The 26,505-nt window shown below is 57.1% G+C and carries 30 protein-coding genes and 1 pseudogene; 8 read left to right on the forward strand and 23 right to left on the reverse strand.

What is annotated here, in order from left to right; all coding sequences use genetic code 11:
* Positions 1-73: 73 nt before the first annotated feature.
* Together DK510_RS05575 and DK510_RS05580 are read right to left on the reverse strand one after the other, a co-directional pair.
* Positions 74-256, reverse strand: a complete 183-nt coding sequence (locus DK510_RS05575) for a hypothetical protein (RefSeq protein ID WP_010442520.1) — start codon at positions 254-256, stop codon at positions 74-76.
* A 140-nt stretch (positions 257-396) separates the two neighbouring features.
* Positions 397-996: a L,D-transpeptidase gene (locus DK510_RS05580; protein WP_109311276.1), complete on the reverse strand. Its 600-nt coding sequence runs from the start codon at positions 994-996 to the stop codon at positions 397-399.
* 169 nt (positions 997-1,165) lie between these two features.
* Here DK510_RS05580 and DK510_RS05585 point away from each other — a divergent pair, with 169 nt between their 5' ends.
* Positions 1,166-1,681 (forward strand): CAP domain-containing protein, encoded by a 516-nt coding sequence (locus DK510_RS05585; protein WP_109311327.1) that lies wholly within the window; start codon positions 1,166-1,168, stop codon positions 1,679-1,681.
* A gap of 63 nt (positions 1,682-1,744) precedes the next feature.
* On the opposite strand, the gene DK510_RS05590 is transcribed toward DK510_RS05585, so the two are convergent.
* The 7 genes from DK510_RS05590 to DK510_RS05620 all read right to left on the reverse strand — a co-directional run bounded on the left by DK510_RS05590 (position 1,745) and on the right by DK510_RS05620 (position 6,528).
* A complete protein-coding gene (locus tag DK510_RS05590) occupies positions 1,745-2,209 on the reverse strand; it encodes a PTS sugar transporter subunit IIA (RefSeq protein ID WP_109311277.1) in 465 nt (154 codons plus the stop codon).
* Positions 2,210-2,269: 60 nt separating this feature from the next.
* Positions 2,270-2,833 (reverse strand): ribosome hibernation-promoting factor, HPF/YfiA family, encoded by a 564-nt coding sequence (hpf, locus tag DK510_RS05595; RefSeq protein WP_058273067.1) that lies wholly within the window; start codon positions 2,831-2,833, stop codon positions 2,270-2,272.
* A gap of 253 nt (positions 2,834-3,086) precedes the next feature.
* Positions 3,087-3,845, reverse strand: coding sequence for an LPS export ABC transporter ATP-binding protein (gene lptB / locus DK510_RS05600; protein ID WP_058272996.1), 759 nt, complete (start codon positions 3,843-3,845; stop codon positions 3,087-3,089).
* Positions 3,845-4,336, reverse strand: a complete 492-nt coding sequence (locus DK510_RS05605) for an LptA/OstA family protein (RefSeq protein ID WP_109311278.1) — start codon at positions 4,334-4,336, stop codon at positions 3,845-3,847. Before DK510_RS05605 ends, lptB begins: the two co-directional genes overlap by 1 nt.
* 3 nt (positions 4,337-4,339) lie before the next feature.
* Positions 4,340-4,939: an LPS export ABC transporter periplasmic protein LptC gene (gene lptC, locus DK510_RS05610; RefSeq protein WP_058272998.1), complete on the reverse strand. Its 600-nt coding sequence runs from the start codon at positions 4,937-4,939 to the stop codon at positions 4,340-4,342.
* A 15-nt stretch (positions 4,940-4,954) separates the two neighbouring features.
* Positions 4,955-5,917 carry an SIS domain-containing protein gene (locus DK510_RS05615; protein ID WP_109311279.1) on the reverse strand — a complete coding sequence of 321 codons (963 nt, stop codon included), beginning with the start codon at positions 5,915-5,917 and terminating at the stop codon, positions 4,955-4,957.
* The gene (locus DK510_RS05620) at positions 5,914-6,528 is read right to left on the reverse strand and encodes a ribonuclease D (RefSeq protein WP_109311280.1); all 615 of its coding nucleotides are present in this window, start codon (positions 6,526-6,528) and stop codon (positions 5,914-5,916) included. Before DK510_RS05620 ends, DK510_RS05615 begins: the two co-directional genes overlap by 4 nt.
* Positions 6,529-6,662: 134 nt before the next feature.
* Between DK510_RS05620 and DK510_RS05625 the strand changes: the two genes are divergently transcribed.
* The 4 genes and pseudogenes from DK510_RS05625 to DK510_RS05645 form a co-directional block, all read left to right on the forward strand.
* Complete coding sequence (locus tag DK510_RS05625) at positions 6,663-6,926, forward strand: metal-sensing transcriptional repressor (RefSeq protein WP_109311281.1); 264 nt, start codon at positions 6,663-6,665, stop codon at positions 6,924-6,926.
* A 3-nt stretch (positions 6,927-6,929) separates the two neighbouring features.
* On the forward strand, positions 6,930-8,162 hold the full coding sequence (locus tag DK510_RS05630; protein WP_109311282.1) for an MFS transporter: 1,233 nt from the start codon (positions 6,930-6,932) through the stop codon (positions 8,160-8,162).
* A 34-nt stretch (positions 8,163-8,196) separates the two neighbouring features.
* On the forward strand, positions 8,197-8,625 hold the full coding sequence (locus DK510_RS05635; RefSeq protein WP_109311283.1) for an Lrp/AsnC family transcriptional regulator: 429 nt from the start codon (positions 8,197-8,199) through the stop codon (positions 8,623-8,625).
* A 497-nt stretch (positions 8,626-9,122) separates the two neighbouring features.
* Positions 9,123-9,986: pseudogene (locus DK510_RS05645) on the forward strand (flagellar basal body P-ring protein FlgI); the annotation flags it as partial.
* Positions 9,987-10,048: 62 nt separating this feature from the next.
* On the opposite strand, the gene DK510_RS05650 reads toward DK510_RS05645, so the two are convergent.
* The 10 genes from DK510_RS05650 to DK510_RS05695 are packed head-to-tail and all read right to left on the reverse strand — an operon-like array spanning position 10,049 to position 17,761.
* Positions 10,049-10,693, reverse strand: coding sequence for a DUF1523 family protein (locus tag DK510_RS05650; RefSeq protein WP_109311284.1), 645 nt, complete (start codon positions 10,691-10,693; stop codon positions 10,049-10,051).
* An 11-nt stretch (positions 10,694-10,704) separates the two neighbouring features.
* Positions 10,705-10,971 carry a hypothetical protein gene (locus DK510_RS05655; protein WP_109311285.1) on the reverse strand — a complete coding sequence of 89 codons (267 nt, stop codon included), beginning with the start codon at positions 10,969-10,971 and terminating at the stop codon, positions 10,705-10,707.
* On the reverse strand, positions 10,972-12,309 hold the full coding sequence (locus DK510_RS05660) for a DUF6638 family protein (protein WP_109311286.1): 1,338 nt from the start codon (positions 12,307-12,309) through the stop codon (positions 10,972-10,974).
* A complete protein-coding gene (locus DK510_RS22745; protein ID WP_160116464.1) occupies positions 12,306-12,641 on the reverse strand; it encodes a hypothetical protein in 336 nt (111 codons plus the stop codon). The genes DK510_RS05660 and DK510_RS22745 overlap by 4 nt, the downstream gene beginning before the upstream one ends.
* A 39-nt stretch (positions 12,642-12,680) precedes the next feature.
* Positions 12,681-12,977: a hypothetical protein gene (locus DK510_RS05670; protein WP_109311288.1), complete on the reverse strand. Its 297-nt coding sequence runs from the start codon at positions 12,975-12,977 to the stop codon at positions 12,681-12,683.
* Positions 12,974-13,309 (reverse strand): hypothetical protein, encoded by a 336-nt coding sequence (locus tag DK510_RS05675; protein WP_109311289.1) that lies wholly within the window; start codon positions 13,307-13,309, stop codon positions 12,974-12,976. The genes DK510_RS05670 and DK510_RS05675 overlap by 4 nt, the downstream gene beginning before the upstream one ends.
* On the reverse strand, positions 13,306-15,237 hold the full coding sequence (locus tag DK510_RS05680; RefSeq protein ID WP_109311290.1) for an ATP-binding protein: 1,932 nt from the start codon (positions 15,235-15,237) through the stop codon (positions 13,306-13,308). Before DK510_RS05680 ends, DK510_RS05675 begins: the two co-directional genes overlap by 4 nt.
* A 22-nt stretch (positions 15,238-15,259) precedes the next feature.
* Positions 15,260-16,378 carry a hypothetical protein gene (locus DK510_RS05685; RefSeq protein ID WP_109311291.1) on the reverse strand — a complete coding sequence of 373 codons (1,119 nt, stop codon included), beginning with the start codon at positions 16,376-16,378 and terminating at the stop codon, positions 15,260-15,262.
* Positions 16,375-16,689 carry a hypothetical protein gene (locus DK510_RS05690; protein WP_160116465.1) on the reverse strand — a complete coding sequence of 105 codons (315 nt, stop codon included), beginning with the start codon at positions 16,687-16,689 and terminating at the stop codon, positions 16,375-16,377. The genes DK510_RS05685 and DK510_RS05690 overlap by 4 nt, the downstream gene beginning before the upstream one ends.
* Positions 16,682-17,761, reverse strand: coding sequence for a hypothetical protein (locus tag DK510_RS05695; RefSeq protein WP_058276579.1), 1,080 nt, complete (start codon positions 17,759-17,761; stop codon positions 16,682-16,684). The genes DK510_RS05690 and DK510_RS05695 overlap by 8 nt, the downstream gene beginning before the upstream one ends.
* A gap of 283 nt (positions 17,762-18,044) precedes the next feature.
* Here DK510_RS05695 and DK510_RS05700 point away from each other — a divergent pair, with 283 nt between their 5' ends.
* From DK510_RS05700 to DK510_RS05710, 3 genes are all read left to right on the forward strand, one after another.
* Positions 18,045-19,520: an NAD-dependent succinate-semialdehyde dehydrogenase gene (locus DK510_RS05700; RefSeq protein WP_058276539.1), complete on the forward strand. Its 1,476-nt coding sequence runs from the start codon at positions 18,045-18,047 to the stop codon at positions 19,518-19,520.
* 128 nt (positions 19,521-19,648) lie between these two features.
* Positions 19,649-21,832, forward strand: a complete 2,184-nt coding sequence (locus tag DK510_RS05705) for an esterase-like activity of phytase family protein (protein WP_109311293.1) — start codon at positions 19,649-19,651, stop codon at positions 21,830-21,832.
* 497 nt (positions 21,833-22,329) lie between these two features.
* Positions 22,330-22,728, forward strand: a complete 399-nt coding sequence (locus tag DK510_RS05710) for a hypothetical protein (protein WP_109311294.1) — start codon at positions 22,330-22,332, stop codon at positions 22,726-22,728.
* 143 nt (positions 22,729-22,871) lie between these two features.
* Here the strand turns inward: DK510_RS05710 and DK510_RS05715 are convergent, their stop codons facing one another.
* The 4 genes from DK510_RS05715 to glcF form a co-directional block, all read right to left on the reverse strand.
* A complete protein-coding gene (locus DK510_RS05715; protein WP_058276541.1) occupies positions 22,872-23,339 on the reverse strand; it encodes an Hsp20 family protein in 468 nt (155 codons plus the stop codon).
* 122 nt (positions 23,340-23,461) lie between these two features.
* A complete protein-coding gene (locus DK510_RS05720) occupies positions 23,462-24,277 on the reverse strand; it encodes a serine protease (RefSeq protein WP_109311295.1) in 816 nt (271 codons plus the stop codon).
* The gene (locus tag DK510_RS05725) at positions 24,274-25,068 is read right to left on the reverse strand and encodes a serine protease (protein ID WP_109311296.1); all 795 of its coding nucleotides are present in this window, start codon (positions 25,066-25,068) and stop codon (positions 24,274-24,276) included. The genes DK510_RS05720 and DK510_RS05725 overlap by 4 nt, the downstream gene beginning before the upstream one ends.
* Before the next feature lie 118 nt (positions 25,069-25,186).
* The gene (glcF, locus tag DK510_RS05730) at positions 25,187-26,503 is read right to left on the reverse strand and encodes a glycolate oxidase subunit GlcF (RefSeq protein ID WP_109311297.1); all 1,317 of its coding nucleotides are present in this window, start codon (positions 26,501-26,503) and stop codon (positions 25,187-25,189) included.
* Positions 26,504-26,505: the final 2 nt, after the last annotated feature.

Raw genomic sequence — 26,505 nt, forward strand, 5'->3', positions numbered from 1 at the left:
TTTCCCATCATCAAGAAATGAAAAAAGGCGGTGGATCGCTCCACCGCCTTTTCTCTAGATTTAGCTCGTCAAATTAGCTTGCTGCAACAGCTGCGGCAACTACGACCAGCAGGATCAGCGGCAGGATGATACCCTGCGACGAACCCTGAGTTTCCTCTACAACAACCGGTGCTTCAACAACCGGCTCTTCCAGGTTACCGGCATAAGCGGTCGAAGCAGCAGCAGTCAATGCAGCGGCGAGAACGAGTTTTTTCATATTAACCTCCAGAGTTTGCACGGCTCCATCAATCGGATCCGCACACCTAAGACTTACCTCGTGGTTTTTTTCTAATCAGCTATATGACTGGAATGCAATTGCAACTTGAGCCACAAGCGGGTTCGTGCGCGAAAATGTCGTCAAATAAGCAACACTTGCGTGCCGACCTTCGCCATCGAGAACAGCTCAGCGATATCTTCGTTGAACAGGCCGATGCATCCGTTCGACGACCGGCGACCAATTTTGCGCGTGTCATGCGTTCCGTGAATCCGGTAGTATTTCCAACTCAGGTATAAAGCATGTGTTCCCAATGGGTTATCAGGGCCCGGCGGAATATGATCCGGCCATTCGGGATTTCGTTTCTTCATAGAAGGTGTCGGTGACCAACTGGGACCCTCAACTTTGCGGATTACGCTGGTGCGGCCCCGGCGGGTCAATTCTTCGGTCAGCGGAACGGATGAGGGGTAGAGTTTGTAAACAGATTGATCATCTGACCAATAATGCAGCGCTCGGGACACCGTATCGACCAGAATGGCCCCATTTCTCGTATTCGAGAAATAAGGCTGCCAATCCAGGGCGCGGAACCCCGAGACATTGCGACGCACGTCTGGCTCTGCCTCGGGTGCCGGGCGCAGTGGGTCACCTGGAATGTACTGGGCAATCGCCGGCGATGCCAGCAGGGCCGAAGCACCGGCCAGAAATCCTCGGCGGCTAGATGAATGAATGGGTTTCTTGACCATAGTGAACGGTCCTTTGCGAAAGATGACCTGAAATTTTCACGTATTTTATTGCCAGAATGCGTCAATCGCAAATCAAACCGGCAGAAACATGCAAGAATCAGCCATTGCAGGTTTGCCCAAGGCTGCATGGCGCGCTATGCCGTATATCGACACAATAATCAGGTCGATCATGACGCGTATTATCACATTACTGTTTCTTTGCTTTGTTGCGCTGGTTGCATGTACCCCAAGCAGCACCCCAACTTACGGATCAGATGGCCGTCCACTGCCGTCGGTCTACAAGATTCGCGGCAACCCCGAAAAGCTCCAGTTCCGTATGCTGGATTCCGTGAATGCACTGCGCCAGGCGCAGGGTCTACAATCGGTTCAGCTAAATTCGCAACTGAACGCTGCGGCCGCGACTCACTCCAAGGACATGGCGCGTCAAAACCGCCCCTGGCACTTTGGTTCGGACGGATCGTCGCCCATAGATCGCGCGCAACGCGTCGGTTATTACGGGACTTACCTGGGTGAGGCGATCTCGGAAACCTATGAGACCGAAACCGAAACCTTGGCCGCCTGGATGCAGGAACCTGGCCCCCGAGCCGTGATCATGGACCCCAAAGCATCACAAATGGGCTTTTCCTGGCATCAGGAAAGTGGCGGGAAAATCTGGTGGACACTGGAAATGGGAGCAGGCGGGTAAGCAAAAGCCGCCTCGAAGAAAAAAAGCCCCCAGCTTTCGGGGGCTTTTTTTATTTCTGCAAAGTTAGGCGGCCTGCATGGACTGCGCTTCGGTCAGAATCGCGTAAAGCTTGACCGGATCAGGGTTGGCCCGCAGCTTTGTGCAAACAGACGTGTCGCGCAGTGTACGCGACACCAGCGCAAGCGCCTTGAGGTGATCGACACCCGCCTCTTCCGGCGCAAACAGTGCAAATGCGATGTCCACCGGCTGCCTGTCGACCGATCCAAAATCAATCGGTTTTTCGAGCATTACAAACACACCCGAGACACTGTCCAGATCTGTCAGCCGAGCGTGCGGCAAGGCGACACCGTGCCCAACCCCGGTCGGCCCCAGACTTTCGCGCTCCAGCAGACAATCGACGACAGTCTGCGCATCCAGGTGCAAAGTCCCGGCAGCAACATCGCCAATTTCCTGAAACAACCGCTTCTTACTAGAAGCGGCGGACAACACACGTACTGCTTCGGGCCTTAATATGCTCGAAAGCTCCATCATCACGCTCCACGGCGGGGCCCCTGCAATTGCAGGGGCGTGCCTTGCTAGTCTTGCCTGTTACGGATCAATCCAGCCGATGTTACCGTCTTCGCGACGGTACACGACATTCAATCCGTCCTTGTTTTCGTTTCGGAACACAAGCACCGGCGCACCGGCAAGTTCCATCTGCATGACCGCCTCTCCAACACTCAGCGATGGGATCTTGGTTTCCATCTCAGCCACGATCATGGGCTGCAGAGTATCGGGCTCGTCAGCCGTCTCCGATTCGTCAGAGGCGAGGATATAAGACGACGCTCCGAAGAGTTCAACAGGCTCTGACCGATCCTTGTGGTGGTCTTTCAGTCGGCGCTTATAACGGCGCAGTTGCGTTTCCATCTTGTCGCAGCATCCCTCAAACGCCGCGTAAATCTCGGTTGCGTGTGCCTTGGCCTGAGCGGTCAGACCAGTGGAAAGATGCACTGTGGTTTCGCATACATATTCATGCGCTGAACGGGAAAAGACGACGTTGGCATCTGTCGGACGTTGGGCATATTTGCCCACGACCTCGCCCAGTTCGGTCTGCACATGAGTCTGCAGGGCCGCACCGATGTCGATCTGTTTTCCGCTGATTTGGTAACGCATGTGATCTCCTTCACAATTCACACCCATTTCTGACGTCACGTAATGCGACGCGCTTGTTTTTATCGGGTGGGGGACATCGGCAAATCCTGCGGTAACCGCACCGGCCCCCCTTCCAGGAAGGGGCGTCGTGATCCAGTCGGGAACCGAAGAAATGCCATAGTCCAATTGAGGCAAGAGACGGCGGGAGAGTCAATCAAAACAGGCGTGTATATACGTGATTTCCGCTATGCGCCCGGCGAAAATCTGCGCAAGCTCATGAAATACGGAAGTTTTCGCCTAGGTAAACCCGGCGCACGTTTTCATTTTCGACCACTTCATCGGGTGTGCCGGACATCAGGACCTGACCGTCATGCAGGATGTAGGCACGATCCACGATCTCTAGTGTTTCGCGCACGTTGTGATCGGTGATCAACACGCCGATTCCACGCTTTTTCAGGTCCGCAACCAGATGGCGGATATCCCCGACGCTGATCGGGTCGACCCCCGCAAAGGGTTCATCCAACAACAGATATTTCGGATCTGCTGCCAAACAACGCGCGATCTCGACCCGGCGGCGTTCACCGCCCGACAGGGCCAGCGCGGGTGCGCGGCGCAGGTGTTCGATCGAGAAGTCGGACAACAGCTCTTCCAGCCGCTCTTTTCGGCGGTGGGCGTGGTTGACGGTGATATCCAGAACGGCGGCGATGTTGTCCTCGACACTCATGCCACGGAAAATCGACATCTCTTGCGGCAGATATCCGATCCCAAGACGCGCGCGGCGATACATAGGCAGCGTTGTAACAACCTGACCGTCAATCGTAACAGTGCCAGCCTCAGGAAACACAAGGCCCGCGACCGAATAGAATGTGGTGGTCTTGCCTGACCCGTTCGGGCCCAAAAGCGCAACCACCTCGGATCGGCCCAAGGTCATGGAAACGTCGCGGATCACTGTCTTTTTTCGGTAAGACTTGCGAAGCTTTTCGATTTTCAGGCCAGAGGCGCCTTCGGCTACCGTCAGGTTTGGCTGAGCCATCAGTTGGCCCCCTGCTGTAGGATGGTCTTCACGTTGCCGGTCATCGTCGCTTTGCCAGTGGTCAGGTTGGCGTTCATCTGGTCGCCGCTGATCGTGCTTGGCCCCTGCAACAGCAGAACGTTACCCTTCATGACGATCTCACCTGAATCGATGGTGTATTCCGCCCAGTCGCCTTCGGCCGCATCCGGAGGGCTGACCAGAATCACATCCTCGGTCGCTTCCATCCTTTCGATGCCTGAACGGTCTTCGTTATAAATGACAAGCACGCGTTCCGCCGTCAGCCGCATTTCGCCCTGAATGACGATCACGTTGCCCAGAAACTCGGCCGAGCCGTCTTCCTGATTTACGTTCAGCTTTTCCGAGGTCACCTCGACCGGCAGGCTTGGGTCGGCATTAGCCGAACCGAAAGCAACCTGAGTTTCCTGCGCTGTCGCAGAGATCGCACCAGTTACCAGAGCAGCGCTTACAAGGGCTAATCGAAAATACAACACAGGTTATCTTTCTGCTTTTTGAGGCTCATACACCAACTTCACGCCATCTGTAAAAATAATATGGACCGGTCCATCTTTTTTTTCAGTCCCAAATGTCATTCTGCCCGCAGTAAAATCACCAATAATACCGGTTCCGTCGACCTGACCGGGCGTGTCGCCCTGAATTTCGTCCAGCGCAGTGTTCAACAGATCCGTTGTGACGACGATGCCGTCCGTTGTTGTTATAACCACATCCCCGACAAAGGTAGCCGTATTCTTGTCCGGACGGATCATGCCAGAGTTGGAATCCAAAGTGATTACGCCGCCATTCAGCAGGCCAAAGCGGCCCCGAAATTCGGCCGCTGTTGGCGCTTCGCCCTCAGTACCCTGCGTTGCCCGGCTTGCCTCGATCTGAACGTCTTCACCTTTGCGGGTCGTTCCTTGGTAGTTGGGCTGCGTCACCACCTGATCCGCCAAACGTTCATCGATATCCTGCTGGTTGAAGGGCACGGACACATTGGTTTCGATGCTGCGCGACAGCAGGAACACAGTCGACAGCATAGCGATAGCCACCAACGGCAGCACCACCTTGAAGAACTGTACCCTGCGTGAGTGTCCGTCCACCGCACTACCCTCCGCTTAGCCCAATCCGACGCGCAGGCAGTCGTGGATATGCAACAGCCCCTCGGCTGGGCCTTGTGTCTCGGGGTCGACCACGAACAGCGAAGTGATCTTGCGGTCGTTCATGATCGCCACCGCCTCTTCCGCCATTGCGTTCGGGGAAATGGTAAGCGGATTGGTGGTCATGACCTCTTTAGTGGTCTTGTCCAAAAGACCGTCCATGTTCCGGCGCAAGTCGCCGTCAGTCACGATGCCAATCAGGCGGCCCGTCTCATCCGTCACGCCGACAACGCCAAAGCTTTTCTGGCTCATGACCAGCAGCGCCTCGCTCATGGGGGTGCCCTCAGACACAACTGGCAGATCGGCGTGCATCAAATCCCGCACGGTTGACAGCTGCGCCCCCAGCTTGCCGCCAGGGTGGAAGGCGCGGAAATCCTCGGGCTTGAAATCACGGTACTTCATCAACGCAATGGCCAAGGCGTCGCCCATCGCCAACGTCAAAGTGGTTGAAATCGAGGGCACCATGCCAAAACCGCAAGCTTCGCCCAGCGACGGGATCAACAGATGCACATCCGCCTGCTTCATCAGCGTGCTTTCCGGTTTGCTGGACAAACCAATCAAGGGAATGCCAAAGCGGCGGGTAAAGGCCAGCAGATTGACCAGCTCCGGCGCTTCGCCCGAATTGGAAATCGCCAGAACCACATCTCCCTTCGACACCATGCCCAGATCGCCATGGCTGGCCTCGGCCGGGTGCACGAAATAGGCCGGCGTGCCGGTGCTGGCCAGCGTGGCGGCAATCTTGTGGCCAATATGACCCGATTTGCCGATACCGCTGATGATGATGCGGCCCGGAGCCTGTAGGATCATCTGCACGGCTTCGGCAAAATCTTCATTCAGGCTTTCGCCAAGCACGTCCAGCGCGCGGGCCTCGTCGGTGATGACCTGACGTGCGGTTCTCAGGAATGCTTCGGTATCGGTCATGAGTGCGCAAAAATATCCGTTTCGGGCCAACCGGCGAGGTCCAGTTTCGCACGCATCGGCAGGAAGTCAAAACAGGCCTGCGCCATTTCGGTGCGGCCTTCGCGGGCCAGGCGCTCGTCCAACGCCTCGCGCAGCTGATGCAGGTAGAGTACGTCCGAAGCCGCATAATCCAGCTGCGCGTTGGTTAGGGTCTCAGCCCCCCAGTCGCTCATCTGCTGCTGTTTCGAGATATCGACGCCGATCAACTCCTGACACAGGTTCTTCAGCCCGTGTCGATCCGTATAGGTGCGCACCAGCCGACTGGCGATTTTGGTACAATAGACCGGAGCGGCCAATGCGCCAAATGCGTGGTACATCGCAGCAATGTCGAAACGGCCAAAGTGGAAAAGCTTTAGCACGTCAGGGTTTTCCAGCATCGCACACAGGTTCGGGGCCTCGGTCTGGCCTATTTCGACCTGAACAATATGGCTGTCTCCGTCGCCGCCCGACATCTGGATCACGCACAGCCGGTCCCGATGCGGGTTTAGCCCCATAGTCTCGCAGTCAATGGCCACAACAGGGCCCATATCCAACCCGTCCGGCAGGTCGTTTTTGTAAAGATGGTTTGCCACGGGGCTTGTCCTTTGTCCGGTATCGCCCCCGAGATAGGAGGTTTGGTCTCTAAACTCAACGCTATCCATGACAGTGCGGCAGGGACCCGCAGGTTACGTTGACCATATCCCCATGGGGGGGATAGGGTTATTGCATGACACAACACAAACACGAGTCGCACCCGCAGATCCATGCGCGTCTGAAACGGGCACACGGGCATCTGGCCCGGGTAATATCCATGCTCGAAGATCAAGAGCCCTGCACCGACATCGCACAGCAGCTTTTTGCGGTTGAAAAGGCGATTACCAACGCCAAACGGGCCTTGATCCACGATCATATTGATCATTGCCTGTCACCAACCACCGCAGCCAAAGACCCGAACGTGGAAGACTTCAAAACCATCACAAAGTACCTCTGACCGATGCTGAGAGTCCTGAAGAACCGTGTCTATCGGCATTTACTGGCGGCTCAGGTGGTTGCGTTGATGGGAACCGGGCTGGCGACGGTTGCCTTGGGGTTGCTCGCCTTTGATTTGGCCGGTGACGCGGCGGGTATGGTTCTGGGAACCGCCCTGACCATCAAGATGGTGGCCTACGTGGTTGTCGCCCCGCTCGCCGCTGCGTTTGCAGAACGGCTGGACCGACGCAAAATGTTGGTTGTGCTAGATCTTGTGCGTGCCGCCGTTGCGCTTTGTCTGCTGATCGTGACCGAGATCTGGCAGATCTATGTGCTGATCTTCCTGCTGCAATCCGCCTCTGCTGGTTTCACCCCAGCCTTTCAGGCGACGATTCCGGATGTTCTGACGGATGAACAAGACTACACCAAAGCTCTGTCGCTGTCCCGGCTGGCTTATGACCTCGAAAGTCTGCTCAGTCCCGCTCTGGCTGCAGCGCTGTTGTTGATCATTAGCTTTGACAGTCTGTTCTGGGGCACAAGCTTTGGGTTCGTTGCCTCGGCAATCCTTGTCGTGTCGGTCGCCCTGCCTTCGCCCAAACCGACGAACCGGAGGGGGATTTACGACCGGACAACCCGGGGCATTCGCCTATACCTTGGTACGACACGGTTGCGCGGTTTGCTGGCGCTGACGTGGACGGCCGCGTCAATCAGCGCGATGGTCATCGTCAACACTGTCGTAATCGTGCGCGCCGATCTTGGGCTGTCGGAAAGCGCTGTGGCCGTTGCATTGGCCGGGTATGGGGGCGGCTCGATGGTGGCTGCCTTCATCCTGCCGTCTCTTCTGAACAACTACCAGGATCGCAGCGTTATGCTGGCCGGTGCAGCATTCGGGACGCTTACGATGGCCTTTGCAGCGGGGTTGTTCGCCTCGACCCAGATGACTTTGTGGGGGCTCGCGGTGTTATGGGCGGGTGCTGGCTTTGCCTATTCCGCCACTCTGACACCGTCCGGCCGCCTGCTGACACGCACGGCCTGCCCGGAAGACCGACCGGCAGTTTTCGCCGCGCAGTTCACGCTGTCCCATGCCTGCTGGCTGGTGTTGTACCCGTTGGCCGGGTGGCTGATGACCACCAAAGGGACCGAACAGACATTGATCTGGATGACTATTGCAGCCCTTGCGGGGCTTGGTGTTGCGCTTCTGATCTGGCCGCGCTCCAGGCAGAAAGTCACGTCGGACGAACACGCTGACAAACCTTGAGCATCCCAAGGTATTTGCACTACACCTTGGCCCTATGGATCAGCTTGACCGCCGCATCATCACAGCACTGCAGCACAACGCCCGCGAATCTACGACTAAGATCGCGGCGAAACTCGGTGTGGCCCGGACCACCGTGCATGAACGCATTCAGCGGATGGAAGAACGCGGCGTGATTGCCGGGTATTCCGTGGTTCTGAGCGAGCCCGAAGACGCCCCGCGCGTTCAGGTCGTTGTCTTGCTTGAGGTTCAGCAAAAAGAGACCAAACGTATTATCAAGCGGCTGGAAACTTATCCCGAGGTCAAACTTTGCCTGTCGATCAATGGGGAATTCGACCTGCTGCTGTCCGCCGAAGCCCCCAGGATCGAGGATCTGGACATACTGGTCGACGAATTGGCAAAGATCCCCGGGGTTTTGCGAACCAACACCAGTGTCGTGTTCGGCCGCCGGATCGATCGAAACTGAGCGGCCGATAACCCTCTGTAAACCCTGACACAGCTAGCTTGGCCCGGACTGATCAGAATCCCGGACCGGCAGAATGCCATATCGAACGATCTTAGGACTGACCCTGGTGACGCTGTTGGCTGCGCCTCAGGGTTTTGCCATGCCCAGCACCCAAACGGCCCACATCTGCGACAACGCCGCCCAGTCCGAAGGTGTGCCACTGGATGTCATGCGTGCAATCGCCCGGGTTGAGACAGGCCGCACAGCTGACGGCGCGCTGCAACCCTGGCCCTGGACAATCAATGTTGAAGGAAAGGGCATTTGGTTCACCTCAGAGTTCGAGGCAAAATCATATGTGTTCGAAATCTTCAAAGCAGGCAAACGCAGCTTTGATATCGGGTGTTTCCAGATCAACTACCGCTGGCACGGCGAGGCGTTCCGCTCGATCGACGCCATGTTCGATCCCGATGAAAACGCCAAATATGCCGCGCGATTTCTGAAAGATCTGTATACCGAGTTTCCGCCCCAAAAACGTGGCCGCTGTTCTAGTGACTGCAAGCCTGCCGCCTTTTTCGCGCGTTGGGGGGCAGATCGACGTGACGGTCTCTGCCATCGGAGATTCCAAAAGTCTGCTGGGCGGTACGCTGATCATGACGCCATTGAACGCTGCTGACGGGCAGATTTACGCTGTTGCGCAAGGCACCGTTTTGGCAGGCGGCGTGTCGGCTGAGGGAGAGGCCGCCTCGGTTGTGCAGGGCGTTCCCACTTCCGGTGTGATCCCCTCCGGAGCAAGGGTGGAACGTGAAATCGATTTCGAACTATCGGCGCTTACCCAGATGCGCCTTGCTTTACGAGAGCCTGATTTTACTACGGCAGGCAGGATCGAGCTTGCCATCAATACCGAGTTCAACAGAGCAGTGGCCATCATGCGCGATTCCGGGACGGTTGAGCTGAACATCGCGGCAACGCAGGCAATTTCGACCGCCCACGCGCTTGGGCGGATCGAGAACATTCTGGTCGAACCCGAAACCAAGGCCCGCGTCGTGGTCGATCAGCGTTCGGGCACGATTGTGATGGGGCAGGAAGTGCGGATATCCCGCGTGGCGGTCTCGCAGGGCAATCTTACGCTCACGGTGGAAGAGGCACCGATTGCGGTTCAACCCAACCCCTTCGCGCGCGGCGAGACCGTTGTAGTGCCCAGAACAATCGCGGGAATAGAAGAAGAGGAAGGCACCGGACTGGCTGAAATACCCGAAGCGGCAACCCTTTCCGAAGTCGTGGCAGGTCTGAACGCGCTTGGGGTATCGCCCCGGGACATGATCGACATTCTGAAGACGATCAAAGCCGCCGGGGCGTTGCACGCCGAATTTATCGTACGCTGAGGAACTCAGATCAGCAGGTCACTGCCAAGACTGGCGGAGGGGCCAATCGGCCCCTCAAAAACTTATTTGGATTTCCAACTGTTCAGCCACTTTCGGAACCTGCTGCCCTGCTCTTCTATGGCGTCGCCGGCGGCATAAAGGCCATCTTCCATATTCTCGATCACGGGATCGACCCGCGCCTCACGAAACCGACGCCAGCGGACCCAAAGGGCCCAAACAATCGCGAAGAAAACGGTCAGAAAAATGATATTGAACCAGGGAATGATCCGAACGTCTTGGCTGTCTACTGACCAAATCTTTACTGCATTCGGGAAAATCGACAGGAACTCACTTCGCCAACCGTAGTGGCGAACAACCACCCAGCGGGGCGCCTCGGTCGTCGATTTCTGGTCCGCCGCTTCGGCTTGCAGGTTCGACGAATTCAGCTTGAAATAGGGCGGCCAGCCCCAGCCCGTGTCTTCGTTCCGATACACCATGACCTTGCCGTTGGTCTTGCGGGTCTGAATGAAAAACACATCGCGGTTTGGCGTTGTCGCATCACTGCCGACGTCATGAACCGACCAGAAGATGCTGTTCTCACCGGGGTCGATCCGTTTCTCATAGGTATCCGAAATCCGAACCACATCGTGCTGCGGAAGGGTGTAATTCAACACCACCGCAATCGTGCCCCAGAACAGGATGATGATAGCCCATTTGACGTAACGCATCAGCGAAACCCTCACATGAAATTCGTAACATAAATCAGGATTGCGATCAGGCCCAGCGGCACGACGTAAATCCCAAGGATCAGTTTGCGTCGAAACGATCCGTCGTATTTTTTTAGCCCGCGCTGGACAAATGCATCGCGGTCGCCGGTCAGACCCTTTTTCTCCCAATGGGCGATCAACTTATTGCGCCGTATCCAGCGGGAATAGATTGATACGCCCACATAAATGACCGTCAGAACGACCAGCAACGGGATCAAGAAACGCAGTGCGACGAACATTTAACTTCTCCCTACTGCGCCCCAGGGGCCGACGCGTGCGATGATGTCTTCGCTGATCCGGTCATTGCCGCTCATGTCCGGTTCGTGGCCGAATAGTGCGGCCCGGGCGCCAGCCTTGTCCACCTGATACTCGCGCGCAAGGAAGTCGGCAACATAGGCTTTTTTGACCTCGGGCCAAGTCGCATAGGTGCGGTAGAACAGTTCCTTATGGCAAATGAACACCTGACGCGGGTCCAACGGGGCCAGTTCCGCCAACAACATGTTCACCAGATCGCGGTTCGGTGTGTTGGTTGCCCGCAACGTATAGAAATAGGCCGGATGATCCGAGGTGATGCGCGGCCACGGTCCGCCATCCTTCGCCCAGCGCAGCAGTTGTGCCAGACCGTGATAAGCCTCGGGCAGACGATCCGTATGGTTGCGGGCCAGTCGTCGCATATCGCCACGGTCCAACCCTGTCAGGTCAACGCCTGCATCGGCTGCGGCGTCTACGGTCAGGAAGTCCATTTTCTGCTGCAGGATTGCGGCGGAATTGACACCGCGCGCCTCGATGATCGTTTCGACCAAGCCGTTTAGCCCGAGGAACTTGGCAATCTGGTTCCGCTGAGATGGGTCAAAAACGTATTTGATCGGCATATCGTCGGGTCTGTCGCCCATACAGATCACCGCCGGATGATCCAGATCGGGGAACAGGTAGAGCCCACCGAAGTGCGCCGTCCAGAAATTGCGCTGCTCAAACGCGGTATGGCGCAAACGAACCGGGTTGCGGGTCACGTCGCCTGTTTCCTTGGCGGTCTCGATCATCTTGGCAATCAGCACATCGTCGAACCAGGCGTCCTCTTCGCTTTTGAACCGTTCGACCATGCCCGCCAGTTGTTGCGCTTTGCGCAGGGTGCCGCCTGCAGTATCTGCCTCGATCTCGATCTTGCGCAGGTTCAGCAGATCGCGCGGTGTGGTGAGTTTGATGACCGAGTTCACCAACTCTCCGGCCACCGCATCGGTGGCGGTCAGGGCAAACAGTTGCGCCTCGTTCATCTCGATGAATTCGCGCAGGATATCGCGCGAGGTCGAGAATTTGACGTTCAGCAGTGGCGCGCGTTTCTGCTCGGTCGTCAACAGGATGAACTGTCGGTTGACCCCGTTGGGGTTGAGGTAGAGCTCATCCTCCAGCTCAATCCCCACCTCGGGTGAATAGCCCGAGATATCGATGTGGAAATCCGTGAGCGCCGTGGTCTTGCCCGCAAGATGCTGCAGCGCACGGTTATACCGCTCGACCAAAGCCGGGCTGGAGATGTGGACGAGATTGCCGAACATCAGGCCTTTTTTGATGAGGCGGATCATTCGGCCCACCTATGCGATGCCTGCAAATTGATGCCATTTATCAAACCTGCCCAATAAGGCGCAGTCAAAACCAACCCTCCTAGCAACAGTACTGATGACTCCAACCTTTCGTCCAAATTCAAGATCTCGAAAAGGTAGTAAGCCACTGAGGCGATCACACCGATATACGCGGCCACTGCCATAAAAAGAGTGAGAGTCCACCAGAAGAAAAATCGCAGCCACATGAATCTACCCAAAGGAACTGGCAAGCTAAAACGAAAAGCCCAGAGGACAAACTTGATTCCAGCATAGGCTAGAAGAGCACATGTTATCAGAAAGACGACATCAAGCACTCAGGCACTCCTTACAAACGGATCGAGCATGTGTTGCACTCAGTTTACTCTCCGGCTGAGCCTACCTACAAATACGGCGGCCAACGCGAACAAAGGCAATGCAAACGCTCGTGCCGTGATCTGCAGGTTGAAACCTATGTAAGACGCCAAGCTGCCCTCAAATAGGATCAGCGATTCTTCCCATGTGGTGCCCTCGAACCCGCTGCCGGCGTTCACACCGAACTGGGTCAGGAACAGAACCACCACCGCGCCCAGAAAGCCGAGCAAACCCCAGCGCAGGGGCTGGATCAGACCCAAAACAAGGGCAAAACCGGTGATTGCGAGTGTCAATGTCACGTCTGTGCCTCTTTTGACCGACGGCGCGTATACGCATACGCGCCTCCGGCCAAGATCAATGCGGGCACGAACCAGAAAAATGCCATCCCAAGGAAATGTGATGGCATTTCACCGGGACCAAAGGTGTGGAGCAATGAGGTCGGGTGTAAGACAGACGCGCCGTTCATCCAGATTTCGAACAAGGCACTCCAGATATAGGCGACTGCAAAGACGATCAGCACCAGCATGCCAAAAGCGCGCAGGGAGGGCGGTCGACGGCGCGCGACCGAAATGCCGAAAAACAGGCACGAACCGATCATCGACCCGAAGATCAGGATCAGGCTGCCGGTCATATTTTGTCCTCCAGATACCGCCGCTTGGCCTCTTCCATCCGGCCCATCTCACGCACCGCGTTCTCAATGGCGACCTCGTCGCTATTGTCGGCATAGCGGAACTCGCTGTCGGCGTAGCGGTTGATTTCCTGGATCACCATTTCCACCGTGATCGGCTGGCGCAGGTCCTCGATCATCGCCTTCTTGGTGTCGTAGTCGCGGAACAGAAACAGGTCGGGGTTTTCCATCCATTCGTCGGGCAGTTCGAAATCCATCGCGCGGACCTTGACCGCGTCGGTGATGTTCTTGATCGCGCGGCCGGTGAAACGCTCATCCGCCTGCTGGATTGCCTTGAGATAGGTGCCCATCTTGGCAATCGTATCCATCTGGCCGATATTGCCGGAGACCCGGTCATAGACCTGCAGCAGAGCGTGCTCATGCGGGCGGGAATGGCTTTCGAAACTGGCAGCGACAGCCTTTTTGATTTCCTGCGCGGCATAGGCCTCGTGTTCGCCCAGCGGGATGTCGTGATTGCGGCCCATCAGCAGGTGCAGGATATCGATGTAATCCTCGCGCGTCTGCGGCCCGTCAACCAGGAACCGCGCGCCCGCCCGTTGACGCAAGGCGTCGTCCACATTCTCGGGGTAGTTCGAGAACATGCCAAAGGTGCAGTTGCCCCGAACGACGGTGTTGGCGCCCGCAAAACTCTCCATCAGCACGGCGGTGATTTCCAACTGCCCGGCCGAGGATTGCCGGTCACCGCGTTTGCCTGCTAATTGGTCGATGTCGTCGATGGTGCCGAAGCCGATGACCGAGGGGTCGATGATCGTGTTGATAAAGGCCTTCGCGTTTTGACCGGATTTGCCCTGATAGCTGTCGATATTGTCGGTACTCAGGTTCTGATAGCGGAACGGATAACCCGCGTTCTGGCAATAATCGTTGATCAGCCCCGCCATCATCTGAATCAGAGTGGTCTTGCCGGTGCCCGGTTTGCCATCCCCCATAAAGGTAAAGATGAACCCGCCGAGTTCCGCGAACGGGTTCAGACGGCGGTCGAAGTCATAGGCCATGACCATCTTGGCCAGCTTCATCGCCTGATATTTGGCGATATGGTTGCCGACCACCTCGTTCGGTTTCTTGAACGTCATGGTCAGGGTGGTGGATTTGGCCTTGGAGGCCGGTTCGAACCCCCGGATCGTCAGATCATCAGCCTCGATGTGCCATGCGGCGTTCTGGAACGGGGCCAGATGGCCTGCTGACTGCGCGCGCAGCGCGGCCTTTTCCATCAGTTGCTCGGCATAGGCGCTGGTGGCGGCAATCAGGTGGGCATCGTCGGGGGCATGTTTGGCGAGGGTCTGGTCCAGCTCCCACAGCGCGCCATGCAGGGCGAGTTGGCCATTGTCAGTCAGAACCTCTTCGACCTCACCGATGTCAACGGTGGTTTCGCCCAGATGCGAGGACATCAGATAGGCCAGCGCATTGCCGAAGGTGTGGGACGTGATCAGAGCCTCCGCCGTCAGCAGTTCCGAAAACTCAGTTTTTCGCGCTGCAGGCAGTTCTCCGGCCAGATTGGCGCGTTTCAGGTCGGCCAGCGGGGTCTGTTCCGCATAGGCCTCACCCACAGCCAGAGCGATGGCAATCGCGCGGCGAATGGCCTGTTGAGTGGTCGCCTGAGGAGGCGAGACTAGCGTATCTCCATCATCCGAGGCCTCGATCCGTTCGACCAGATGCACTCCGGCTGCGCGCACGGTTCGGTGTGTCACCAGCCCCGGCGTCGTAGAGCGAAACCGCCGCCCAGTTGAAACGCCCGGAGACCGCTCGGTCGCCACCTCAACCGCTTTGGCTATCCGCGGCGCGTGTTCAAAACCGTTCAGCAAGGCGGTCGCCGCTGGATAGTGTTTGCGAATGTCGTCTTCGCGTAATTCCATTTGATCTGACGTCAAACTCATTTGAAAATAGCCTTTGTTGTCTTCAATATCTCAGCACCTGCCCGCTCTTGCTGACCACGAATTTGCGCACATCACCAAATCCCGGCGGGTTACTCTCAGCCAACACCTGAAACGGGCGTTGGGGCAAGATGATCGACCGTTGGGTGCGCGTGGCCCCGGTTTCGGCCCCTTGCCCGCCGAATGGGTCCAGCGCGAAGACTTCGCGCTCGACTGTGGAAAACCATCCGGCACGCTCTTCGATCACCTCTTCGCTTTCCAGCTCTTCGGTGGTCCAGGCCAGTGCCCAGTCCTGACCTTGCGGTGCCTGTGCATCCTCAAGTACCTGCCGCAACGGGCCGGTTTGCTCGGTATAGGCCGAGGAATACATCGGTCCCACGTGGATGCGGCGCAGATGTTTGGGGTGCAGGTCGTCGAAATCCTGATCGAAGCCTTTGGCGATGGTCACCAGTTTCAGACCGCCTAAGCTTTGCGCCATCAGATGCGCCTGCACTTCGGGCCAGCGGCGCTGGTCTTTAGGCAGGGCGGTTTTGCCGCTGTCCTCCAACTGCATCAGGTAGATGACCGGCAGGTTGATCTGGCTGTCATAAACCGCCCAGTGGATCATGAACTTGCGCCGCTCGCCCTCATTTCCGATCCAGTGGCATTCGGGATCATTGCGGGCCCAGAACAGCTGACCCTTTAGCAATTCCTCGTAATAGAGCCTTTGAGACAGGGCGAATTGCAGCTTGGTGGGGATTTCCTGATCGCCAATGATCGTCCGCACCATGTCTGTTTTCAGATCGTCTTCAGACGGCATATTCGCCAGATGCACCTGCGCCTGTTGCGCGTCATTGGCCATGGTCAGCAGCTCGGCCGCCACCGGAAATCCGCTGTCACGCTTGTCCATGGCGAGGCTGCCAAAGAACCGGCCCGTATCGCGCCCGACCAGCAGGTATTTCATGGAGAGCGCCCGGAAGGTGTAGAGCAGCCCCGAAAGGTAACGCGACACGATCCGCACCTCTTGTTTCGAGATCGCGCCCTCAGCCTCCATCGTCGCGGCCACGCGCAACAAGTGAACGGTGATCACCTCGAATTTTCGAAAATAGCGGCGCGAGGAGAAGGTGTCGGTTAGTCCCACATGGTCTTTAGTGGGGTCAGTCATGCATCACCGCCACCAAAACCACCTAGGTCCGGGCCAGGTGACTGACTGCCGTCGCTTTGGACATTAGTTGGCACACTGTTAATTCCTTGCGATCTGCGAAACAATTCCAGTCGATAGCCCGACCACAAAGCACCGAGAACACCAACGCCACTCAAAAGGTAAAACCCATTCGCCATCATCGTCAGAAAATAGATGAGGAAAACGAGGCCAATTGCACCCCAAACAAGCTCACCGTTCCGTTCTACCCAAGTCTTGTCTTTGTCTTGCTCTAAGAAAAATGGCATTCGTCGCAACCACTCTTTTTTACCCACCATACAAATTCTTATCGTGCTTCTCGACAATCGAGGCGAACCGGCGGGCAAAGCGCTCATCCGCCTTGGCCTTTTTCTCTAACACGTCGCGGGCAAAGACCATGTGGTCCTCATGCGCCTCGAGCATGTCGGCCATCTTCTGGTTGGTCGCGGTGCCGATGGCGGCCATGGCGGTTTGCGCCTCTTGGTCGGTCTGCACACCGATCTCGTTGATGCGGTGGGCCACGTCCTGCTGTTGCGCGGTTTTCAGCGATTTGGTCAGAGCGTCATACAGTACCACGCGCTGTTGCGTGTCTGTCTGCAGCTTGTTGATCAGCACCATCTGTGTCGCGGCCTGGTTCTGTAGGGAGTCGACCCAGGTCTTGCCCTTTTCGATATAGCGCTCCAGCGTTTGTGACTTGGCCAGCTTGACCTGCTCTTCCTGAACCTTGGCATTGTATTGCTTGTTCAGCTCGGCCAGTTCGGTTTCCAGCTGCGTGCGCGCGGCGGCGTCCTGTTCGACACTGATCTTGTTTTCCAGAGTGATAATCGTCGGATCCATATCCTGAATCTCAGCCCGCAGCGCCTCTAGTTCAGCAACAGTGGCCTCGCGGTCGTCCAGCGTGCCGGTCAGGTTTTCCTCGACCTTCACCCGCTGTTCTTCCAACACGGATAGCTGCCCTTGCAGCAATTGAACGATTACGTCGGATTTGGCGATCAGGTCCTGCAGCTTATCGTCGATATTGGCGGTGCGCATGCGTTCCTGCCGCATCGACTCGGATTTTCCTTTCGAGAAGATGCCGACAAACGTCTCCCACCCGGACTTCGAGCGCATCTCATCGAAATCCTTGGAAAAGGCGCTGGTGACGTCGTCCAGACCCATGATCAACTCAGCGATATTGGCGTTCATCACCTCGGTATGGGCGTGCACATCCTCAAGTGTGGCGTTTTCGATGTCGATGTCGGCCTCGGCAGAGCCGATCTTAGAACGCGCGGCTTCAATCCGGGATGTCAGCCCTTCGATCTGAGACTGGCTTTCGCGCACTTTTTGCTGCGTTTCCTCAATCAACGCATCAAACTGCTGGTTCGACATCTGTCCTATTCCTTTTTTAATTATGCACCCAACAAGATAGGAGATGTTACGATCATTTACATCCCCTTGGGCAACCAATCCTGTGGAACTTTGGCAAACTCCGCCAAAAAAAGATAGGCGGGTTGACACTTTGGCCTCAGATCGCATGAATGCGCTCCGGTAGGCAAAAAACGTCACGTTTACCATACGAAAACTGGATTGATCTGACCCCACGGGTGGCCATAGACAATCCGGGAGGCACATGTTTGAGTGCTAACAAATTTTTATTGCCGGAGGCTGACCTATGCTGGACGCGACAACCGACCTGAAATCAATCCTGAAAAACCCCGATCTGCTTGTAACCAAAGCCTATATCGGCGGTCAGTGGGTCGACGGGGACAATGGCACCTTTGCCGTGACCAACCCGGCGCGCGGCGACGTCGTAGCCGAAGTCGCAGACCTGAGCCGCGCGCAGGTCGCCGGCGCGATCGCACAAGCTGAGGCCGCGCAAAAGGAATGGGCCAAGCTGACCGGCAAGGAACGCGCCGTGATTCTGCGTCGCTGGTACGATCTGATGATGGAAAACGCCGAAGATCTGGGCAAGATCCTGACCGCCGAGCAGGGCAAGCCGTTGGCCGAGGCCGTTGGTGAGATTGGGTATGGCGCGTCGTTCATCGAGTTTTTCGGCGAAGAGGCAAAGCGCGTCTATGGCGAGACGATCCCGGGCCATCAGCGCGACAAGCGGATCATGGTTTTGAAACAGCCAATCGGCGTTGCGGCCTCGATCACGCCGTGGAACTTCCCCAATGCGATGATCACCCGCAAGGCAGCTCCAGCGCTGGCGGCTGGCTGCGCCTTTGTTGCGCGCCCGGCCAAGGAAACACCGCTGTCCGCATTGGTCATGGGCGTTCTGGCCGAACAGGCTGGCATTCCGGCTGGTGTGTTCAACGTATTGCCGTCCTCCAGCGCCAGCGAGATTGGGAAGGAATTCTGCGAAAACCCCGGCGTGCGCAAACTGACCTTCACCGGCTCGACCGAAGTAGGTCGCATCTTGCTGAAACAGGCGGCCGATCAGGTCATGAAATGCTCGATGGAGCTGGGCGGCAACGCTCCGTTCATCGTGTTTGACGACGCTGATCTGGATGCGGCTGTCGAAGGCGCGATGATGTGCAAGTTCCGCAACAACGGCCAAACCTGCGTCTGCGCCAACCGCATCTATGTGCAGGCGGGCGTGTACGATGAATTCGCGGCCAAACTGAAAGCCGCTGTCGAAGCGCTGAAAATCGGTGACGGTCTGGCCGATGGCACCACCACCGGTCCGCTGATCAACGAAGAAGCGGTCGCCAAGGTCGAGGAACACATCAAAGACGTTACCGACAAGGGCGGCGCGGTTCTGACCGGAGGTCTGCCGCATGATCTGGGCGGCACCTTCTTCCAGCCCACCATCGTGACCGGCGTGACTCAGGACATGATGGTCGCGCAGGACGAAACTTTTGGCCCGCTCGCGCCCCTGTTCAAGTTCGAGGACGAAGATGACGTCATCGCAATGGCCAACGATACGATCTTTGGTCTGGCTTCATATTTCTACGCCAAAGACCTGAGCCGCGTGTACAAAGTGGCCGAGGCTCTGGAATACGGCATCGTTGGTGTGAACACCGGCATCATCTCGACCGAGCTTGGCCCGTTTGGTGGCGTCAAACAGTCCGGCCTGGGCCGCGAAGGCAGCCATCACGGCATGGAAGACTATCTCGAGATGAAATACGTCTGCCTGTCGGTCTGATCTGAAAAGGCCCCGGTGCTGCGCGCCGGGGCCACTACGTTTGTCACAAAACTGCAAACAAACCGTCACATCCCTGCAATGACCCGCGTTCATCCCCCTCTCATCCAAGTGAGAGAGGATACCACCCGATGTCATTGCGCTGTGTCTGCCTGACATCTGCCCTTGCCCTGACCGCCGGTCAGGCAGCGGCAGAAATGAATTTCAACCGAATTGCGTCTTTCCCCGTCGTCAAAAATATGGCCGAGGGTGCGGATACCACCCGCGAAACCTCGCCCGAGATCATCGCGACAACCGCGGACGGTATGACGCTGGTCTATACCGACAGCCCGTTGGGTGTCATCGGCATGGTCGATATCACCGACCCTGCGAACCCGTCGCCTCTGGGCGCGATGGATGTGGGCGGCGAACCAACATCGGTTGGGATTGTTGGTGCGACGGCTTTTGTGGGCGTGAACACATCGGAAAGCTACACCGCCCCTTCGGGCAAGCTGATCACGGTCGATATCGCAGGCAAGGCCGAAACCGGAGCTTGTGATCTGGGCGGTCAGCCCGATAGCGTCGCCATCGCCTCGGATGGCAGCTTTATTGCCGCGGCAATCGAGAACGAGCGAGACGAAGACCTGAACGACGGTGTTATCCCGCAACTGCCTGCCGGATCGTTGGCGCTGGTGCCGCTGAAAGATGGCGCGCTGGATTGCGCGGGCATGACAATGGCTTCGCTGACCGGTCTGGCCGAAGTTGCCCCAACTGACCCCGAGCCGGAATTCGTTGACATCAACAGCCTGGGTGAAACCGTCATCACCCTGCAAGAAAACAACCACATCGCCGTCGTCGACAAGGACGGCAACGTGGTCAGCCATTTCTCGGCCGGCGCGGTTGATCTGGAAGGCATCGATGCCACCCACGAACGCGGCGCGCTGATCTTCACTGAAAGCCAAAGGGGCCTCCTACGTGAGCCTGATGCGGTGAAATGGATCGACGACAACCACTTCGCCACCGCCAACGAGGGCGATTATAAGGGCGGCTCGCGCGGCTGGACGGTCTTCCACAAGGACGGCGCGGTTGTTTACGAGAACGGCACCGATTTCGAGAAAGCCATCATCCAGATCGGTCACTATCCCGACAAACGCTCGGACGCCAAAGGCGTAGAGCCTGAAAGTGTGACCGCAGCGACCTTCGGTGACACACCAATGATCTTTGTTGGGGCCGAACGCGCCTCGGTCGTGGGTGTCTATGACGCCACTGACCCGGCCAACCCGGTTCTGAAACAGCTGCTGCCCTCGGGCGTTGGCCCTGAAGGTTATGTTGCGATCCCGGAACGCAACCTGCTGATCTCGGCCAATGAAAAGGACCTGATCGAAGACGGTGGCCCGCGCGCGCATGTGATGATCTACGAATACCAGGACGCCCCGGCCACCTATCCGCATCTGACGTCCGCAGGCACGGATGAGCTGATCGGCTGGGGGGCGCTGTCCGGTCTGGTGGCTGATGAGGACGGCATGATCTATGCGGTGAACGACAGCTTCTACGGCTTCCAGCCTTCGATTTTCAAGATCGACCCCAGCCAGAAACCCGCCCGCATTGTGGATGTGATCCGCATCCACCGTCAGGACGGCAACCCGGCGCAGAAGCTGGATCTGGAGGGCATCACGCTGGACGGTAAAGGCGGGTTCTACGTCGCCTCCGAAGGCCGCACCGACCGTGTTATCCCGCATGCGATTTACCACGTGTCCGCTGATGGCCTGATCAAGGATCGCAAAGGCGAGATCGGCCTGCCAGCGGAGCTGATGGCGGTCGAAAAGCGTTTTGGTTTTGAGGGCATCACCCGCGTTGGCAACACCCTGTGGATGGCGGTTCAGCGCGAATGGAAGGACGACCCTGAAAACCACGTGAAACTGGTGGCCTATAACCTTGAGACCAAAGAATGGGGCGCGGTGCACTATCCCAAAGCGGACCCGGAAAAGGGCTGGGTCGGTCTGTCGGAAATCGTGGCCTTTGGCGACCATGTCTATGTCATCGAGCGCGACAATCAGCATGACCACCGCGCCGTGACCAAAAAGGTCTACCGCATACCGCTGTCAGAGATGACCCCGGCCCAACTGGGCGGCCCCCTGCCTGTGGTCAGCAAGCAGGAAGTCCGCGACCTGCTGCCTGATCTGACCTCGACCGGTGGTTACGTTCTGGACAAGATCGAAGGTCTGGCCATTCTGCCCTCGGGCGAGGCGTTTGTGATGACCGACAATGACGGCGTCGACGATGCCTCGGGTGAGACGATGTTCTGGTCGATCGGGTCGGTGACTGGTGGGAACTAAACTCAACAGGAAAAACACAGAAGGACCCCGCACGAAATTGTGCGGGGTCATTTAACTTCAGACGTCAGATTTGAGCCCTTCTACGACATAGGTTTATCAGAGCAACGTGAAACGCTTTGCTTGAATCTTTAGTAGGGGTTTTCTACTTTGAGTGGATGCGGAATGTAATCCTCCGAACCACCTCGATAGTCGTCGGCATACTCGCTTTGGTAGCCGCCACGTCCCGATCAACCGCTGGAATCTACGACCCATCCAGTTTCGAATCTTCACCGTTCATTTGCCCTTTGGATCGGTCGGAAGACCTAACACTATTCCTTGAATTTGAACCGGGAGAAGAGAGAGTTCGTCTTAGCATTCCACGCGGTTATTTCGATCCTCGACTATAGTTACGGGACAACACGACGCGGGAAGGCCAGGTTTTGCGGGTTCACGGCGAGAGCTTCACGCCCTGGCCACCTGAGCTCCTGCCAAAACGTCAGGAGGGGCCCTATGTCGGCATGTTGTTGACCGACTACATCCCGATGGATGATCTTGCAGTACATCATGCCACCCTCGTTCGAGGGTACACAGCCACTGATGTGCCCGAGTTTTATGCAGTCGAGTCGATACTTGGGCTGGAAACGCTCGTGTCTGATGCGCCGCCGTTCCGAGATCCAGAAACCAGCGCTTATAGCGATACAGAGTTGTATATTTCCCGCAACTCCAACGGTCAAATCACCGACGCGATAACGTGCAAAAAGCCCGGTTCAGTCCCGTATCCGGGCTGTCGGCATTACATGGAGTCACCGCTGGTCGACTTCGATATCGATTATTCCCTGAAGCTTTTACCCCATTGGCAGCACATGTCGCGCAATGCGCGAGCGTTCGTGTCCTGCATAACCTCAAATTTCTTATAGAAGGCTTCCTTTAAAGGTCCGTTTTGTCCGCATAGCGGACATCCCGGTACAACAAAAAAACAACGCCCCGCGTCTGGAGGAACGCGGGGCGTATGGTGCGATAATCCAGAGAGGAACGATTATCGCGGCGTATAGCGGTCGCCTTAGTTCACGGCTTTGGCGTCGACCACGTCCTTTTCAATGGCATTGGCCGAAGAAATCTCGATCCGGCGCGGTTTCAATGCCTCGGGCACTTCGCGCTTCAGGTCGATGTTCAGCATGCCGTTTTCATGGCTCGCGCCGATGACCCGTACGTGATCAGCCAGAGCAAAGCGGCGTTCGAACGCGCGGGTGGCGATGCCACGGTGCAGGTAGCTGCGCTCTTTGTCCTCGGCGGCTTTTTTGCCAGCAACGATAAGGGCGTTTTCTTTCATTTCGACCGAAAGGTCATTCTCCGAAAAACCGGCGACTGCAACCGAGATGCGATAAGTGTCGGCATCGGTCTTTTCGATGTTGTAAGGCGGGTAGCTCGGCTGAGCCACATCATTGGTCAGCACGCGATCCATCATGTCGGCGATCTGGTCAAAACCAACGGTGGCACGGTGCAGGGGTGCAAAATCAAAACTACGCATGTGTCATATCCTCATATCAGAGCGATCTGTGTTCTGCCCTCCGTTAGGACGGGCATCTGGTTGATACGGGCCCCGTTCGTGGCGACCCGATACAGGTCACATGGGTAGCAATTTGATCGAGTTCAACCCCCGCCCGAGCTGATGAATTTCGCGCCGGAATTCGACTTGCCGGACCCGACCTGCAACCGGCGGATCGTTGCCTGGGGACGCGGGGCATCGCGTCGCAGGTCCGCCTTTAGTTCGGCAACGATTCCAAATAGTTCCATGCCAAATCCTACTTTCTGATACCCGTTGGACGCGACTGCGGAAACCACAGACAGAATCTGCCAACGCGGGCCGTTTTTGGCAAGTAAGGCAGAACCGGAGGACCCAAACGTGATATCGCAGTTGAAAGTGATCAATCCCTGATCTCGATCCAATATCCGACAGGACCTTTCACGTGTAATCGCCTCGGACCGGCCGCGCCCATATGAGGCCAGGCTGACCTCATTTCCCGAGACCCTACCCTGATGCAGGGCAAAAGGATCGGCGATGGAATATGGGATTGGCTCGTGCAGACGCATCAGAGCCACATCAACCTTCACCCGCGGTGCTGACACCGGGCCGTTTGCTACGAAATCCGGGTGCGCCGCGATTTGAATTACCTTGCGGTCGGCTAATGCGTCCTCGCCGCTTAAACCCGCCCGAAAAGTCACCATTCCCGGCGGGTACGGTTCGCCGGTGGCCTTGTCCAACGCACAGTGCGCAGCGGTCAAAACCAGATCCTGCGCAATCAGGGTGCCTGTGCAAAACCCGTCATCGCCGATGTCCAGACGTCCAACCGCCTCCCACCCGTAAAGGTCATCGCGGTCCGTCAGTTTACGCTTGGCGGTCTGGGCGTAAGTTGCAGAAGCGGAAATTGAAAGAAACAAAAGAAAATTCAGAAAAAAGCGACTCATGGTGTTATGAACCTTGCTCCAATATTGCGGCGTGTCTCACCTAGGGAAGAAGACACGCCAAATCCGCGACCAGCCGACAACTCTGCCTGCAGCAGTTCCAATGAATCCTCGACCGCGGTGCCGATCGCCACGCGCTGCCCGTTGAATTCGGCCTTGGCCGCAACGACCGAAACGATGCGCGGCCGGTCCCCTTCAAAGGAAAAGACCGGTGCGCCGGACGACCCGAATTCGACGTCACAGGACAAAACCAAAACGTTGGATGTGCGCGTCATGACCGAGCACACTTCTTGCAGCGAGGGGGCCTCGGCCCGGTCTTGCGCGTAGGACACGACGCCCACCTCGGCACCTCGGGACGGGCGGTCTCCGGTCTCGAACGGAATTACGCTTGTATTTCGGATCGGTTGCCACAGCTCGATCAGCGCGATGTCATTGTACAGCCGCGAGGCCGTTGCCTCGGTGCTGTATTCGTAGTCCGGGTGAACAACAGCGCGACGTGCGGCCCGATAGGCCGATGCACGCCCAAGACGCCAGGCGGCCAAAAACTCCACCTCTGCCAGGTCAATCCGCTGACCAGTTACCTTATCGAACAGACAATGGGCAGCCGTTAAAACCTGGGTCGGAGAAATCAGCGTCCCGGTGCAAAACCCGGCGCCGTCCCTGATGTCCAGGCGCCCGACCGCCATCCACGCGCGCCCCGCATCGGTGGTGTCCAGGCTTTTCAACCCGGTATCCTGGGCTGCGGCGTATAACGGCGTCAAAGCCAGCGCCAATGCTGTGATCCAGTTTCGCAAACGGCACTCCGGCTTTGCTGTTGACGTATTTTCCTACGTCTCCGGTGCGGCAAAAATAGGGCGATGACGTCCGCGTCCGTTTAACGGGGCGAGTGGTGCGCAGTTGCATCAGCATGGTTTATCTAAGGACCGGAACCTCAGGTTTGGCTGGTTCACGCAATGCCCGCGGCATCGGCCCGCCGGTTGCCCAATCCAAAAGCTCGACCGTGTGCAGCACGGGAATGTTGGTGCCAGAGCCGATCTGCATCATGCATCCGATATTGCCGGCCGCGATCACGTCCGGTTTTTTGGCTTCCAGCGTTTTGATTTTACGGTGCTTCAGCTTGCCCGAAATCTCTGGCTGCATCAGGTTGTAAGTCCCTGCGCTGCCGCAGCACAGGTGGCTGTCTGCAGGCTCTAACACGGCAAAACCAGCCTGTTTCAGCAGATTTTTGGGGTGCGTTTTGATCTTTTGACCGTGCTGCAAAGAACAGGCAGCATGATATGCAACGGTCAGGCCCTTGTCTTCGCCCTGTGGCAGTTCCAGCTGGATCAGTAGTTCGCTGATATCCATTGCGATCGACGACACCCGCGCCGCGTCTTTGGCCATGGGATCACTGCGAAACATATGGCCATAATCCTTGACCGTCGTACCGCAGCCCGAGGTGTTGATGACGATGGCGTCCAACCCATCGCCGTTCATTTCTGCGTTCCAGGCCCTGATATTGGCTTTAGCGGCCTCATGACTTTCGCGGGTCTTGCCCATGTGATGGGTCAGCGCGCCGCAGCACCCTGCGCCTTCGGCCACGACGACCTCGCATCCCATCCTTGTCAAAAGTCGAATAGTTGCGTCGTTAATGTCAGTATTTAAAGCTTTTTGCGCACAACCCGTCATCAGTGCAATACGCTTGCGCTGCGGTCCTTTAGCCGGAAATCTCTGCGGGTCGTCATTGCGACTAACGGGCGGGATATGTTTAGGTGCCATGTCTAGCATGGCGCGCAACCGGGCGTCGGGCATCAGAAAGCGGAATGGCCGCCCCAGCTTCGCCCCGATCAAAGCCCAGCGAAACCGCATCGGATAAGGCAGGATCTGTGCCAGTACCCAACGCAGCGCACGATCCGAGAAGGGGCGTTTATAGTTCTCTTCGATGTATTCCCGCGCGTGATCGACCAGATGCATGTAGTGCACGCCAGATGGACACGTGGTCATACAGGCCAGGCATGACAGACAGCGGTCGATATGCTTGACCGTTTTCTCGTCCGGTACACGCTCGTTTTCCAGCATGTCCTTGATCAGGTAAATGCGCCCCCGTGGACTATCCAACTCGTCCCCCAGCACCTGATAGGTCGGGCATGTGGCTGTACAAAACCCACAATGGACGCAGTTTCGCAGGATTTCATTTGATCTTTGGATCGCGGGATCTTGCAACTGCTCTTTGGTGAACGTCGTCTGCATCG

It is taken from the genome of Ruegeria sp. AU67 (genome assembly GCF_900312795.1).
Taxonomy (GTDB): Bacteria; Pseudomonadota; Alphaproteobacteria; order Rhodobacterales; family Rhodobacteraceae; genus Ruegeria; species Ruegeria atlantica.

Excerpts from the sequence above, each read along its gene's own strand:
- DK510_RS05575 (WP_010442520.1), bottom strand. The coding sequence starts at position 256 with ATGAAAAAACTCGTTCTCGCCGCTGCATTGACTGCTGCTGCTTCGACC.
- DK510_RS05580 (WP_109311276.1), bottom strand. The coding sequence starts at position 996 with ATGGTCAAGAAACCCATTCATTCATCTAGCCGCCGAGGATTTCTGGCC.
- DK510_RS05585 (WP_109311327.1), top strand. The coding sequence starts at position 1,166 with ATGACGCGTATTATCACATTACTGTTTCTTTGCTTTGTTGCGCTGGTT.
- DK510_RS05590 (WP_109311277.1), bottom strand. The coding sequence starts at position 2,209 with ATGGAGCTTTCGAGCATATTAAGGCCCGAAGCAGTACGTGTGTTGTCC.
- hpf (WP_058273067.1), bottom strand. The coding sequence starts at position 2,833 with ATGCGTTACCAAATCAGCGGAAAACAGATCGACATCGGTGCGGCCCTG.
- lptB (WP_058272996.1), bottom strand. The coding sequence starts at position 3,845 with ATGGCTCAGCCAAACCTGACGGTAGCCGAAGGCGCCTCTGGCCTGAAA.
- DK510_RS05615 (WP_109311279.1), bottom strand. The coding sequence starts at position 5,917 with ATGACCGATACCGAAGCATTCCTGAGAACCGCACGTCAGGTCATCACC.
- DK510_RS05625 (WP_109311281.1), top strand. The coding sequence starts at position 6,663 with ATGACACAACACAAACACGAGTCGCACCCGCAGATCCATGCGCGTCTG.
- DK510_RS05630 (WP_109311282.1), top strand. The coding sequence starts at position 6,930 with ATGCTGAGAGTCCTGAAGAACCGTGTCTATCGGCATTTACTGGCGGCT.
- DK510_RS05635 (WP_109311283.1), top strand. The coding sequence starts at position 8,197 with ATGGATCAGCTTGACCGCCGCATCATCACAGCACTGCAGCACAACGCC.
- DK510_RS05650 (WP_109311284.1), bottom strand. The coding sequence starts at position 10,693 with ATGCGTTACGTCAAATGGGCTATCATCATCCTGTTCTGGGGCACGATT.
- DK510_RS05655 (WP_109311285.1), bottom strand. The coding sequence starts at position 10,971 with ATGTTCGTCGCACTGCGTTTCTTGATCCCGTTGCTGGTCGTTCTGACG.
- DK510_RS05660 (WP_109311286.1), bottom strand. The coding sequence starts at position 12,309 with ATGATCCGCCTCATCAAAAAAGGCCTGATGTTCGGCAATCTCGTCCAC.
- DK510_RS05675 (WP_109311289.1), bottom strand. The coding sequence starts at position 13,309 with ATGACCGGCAGCCTGATCCTGATCTTCGGGTCGATGATCGGTTCGTGC.
- DK510_RS05680 (WP_109311290.1), bottom strand. The coding sequence starts at position 15,237 with ATGAGTTTGACGTCAGATCAAATGGAATTACGCGAAGACGACATTCGC.
- DK510_RS05685 (WP_109311291.1), bottom strand. The coding sequence starts at position 16,378 with ATGACTGACCCCACTAAAGACCATGTGGGACTAACCGACACCTTCTCC.
- DK510_RS05695 (WP_058276579.1), bottom strand. The coding sequence starts at position 17,761 with ATGTCGAACCAGCAGTTTGATGCGTTGATTGAGGAAACGCAGCAAAAA.
- DK510_RS05700 (WP_058276539.1), top strand. The coding sequence starts at position 18,045 with ATGCTGGACGCGACAACCGACCTGAAATCAATCCTGAAAAACCCCGAT.
- DK510_RS05705 (WP_109311293.1), top strand. The coding sequence starts at position 19,649 with ATGTCATTGCGCTGTGTCTGCCTGACATCTGCCCTTGCCCTGACCGCC.
- DK510_RS05710 (WP_109311294.1), top strand. The coding sequence starts at position 22,330 with ATGTTGTTGACCGACTACATCCCGATGGATGATCTTGCAGTACATCAT.
- DK510_RS05715 (WP_058276541.1), bottom strand. The coding sequence starts at position 23,339 with ATGCGTAGTTTTGATTTTGCACCCCTGCACCGTGCCACCGTTGGTTTT.
- DK510_RS05720 (WP_109311295.1), bottom strand. The coding sequence starts at position 24,277 with ATGAGTCGCTTTTTTCTGAATTTTCTTTTGTTTCTTTCAATTTCCGCT.
- glcF (WP_109311297.1), bottom strand. The coding sequence starts at position 26,503 with ATGCAGACGACGTTCACCAAAGAGCAGTTGCAAGATCCCGCGATCCAA.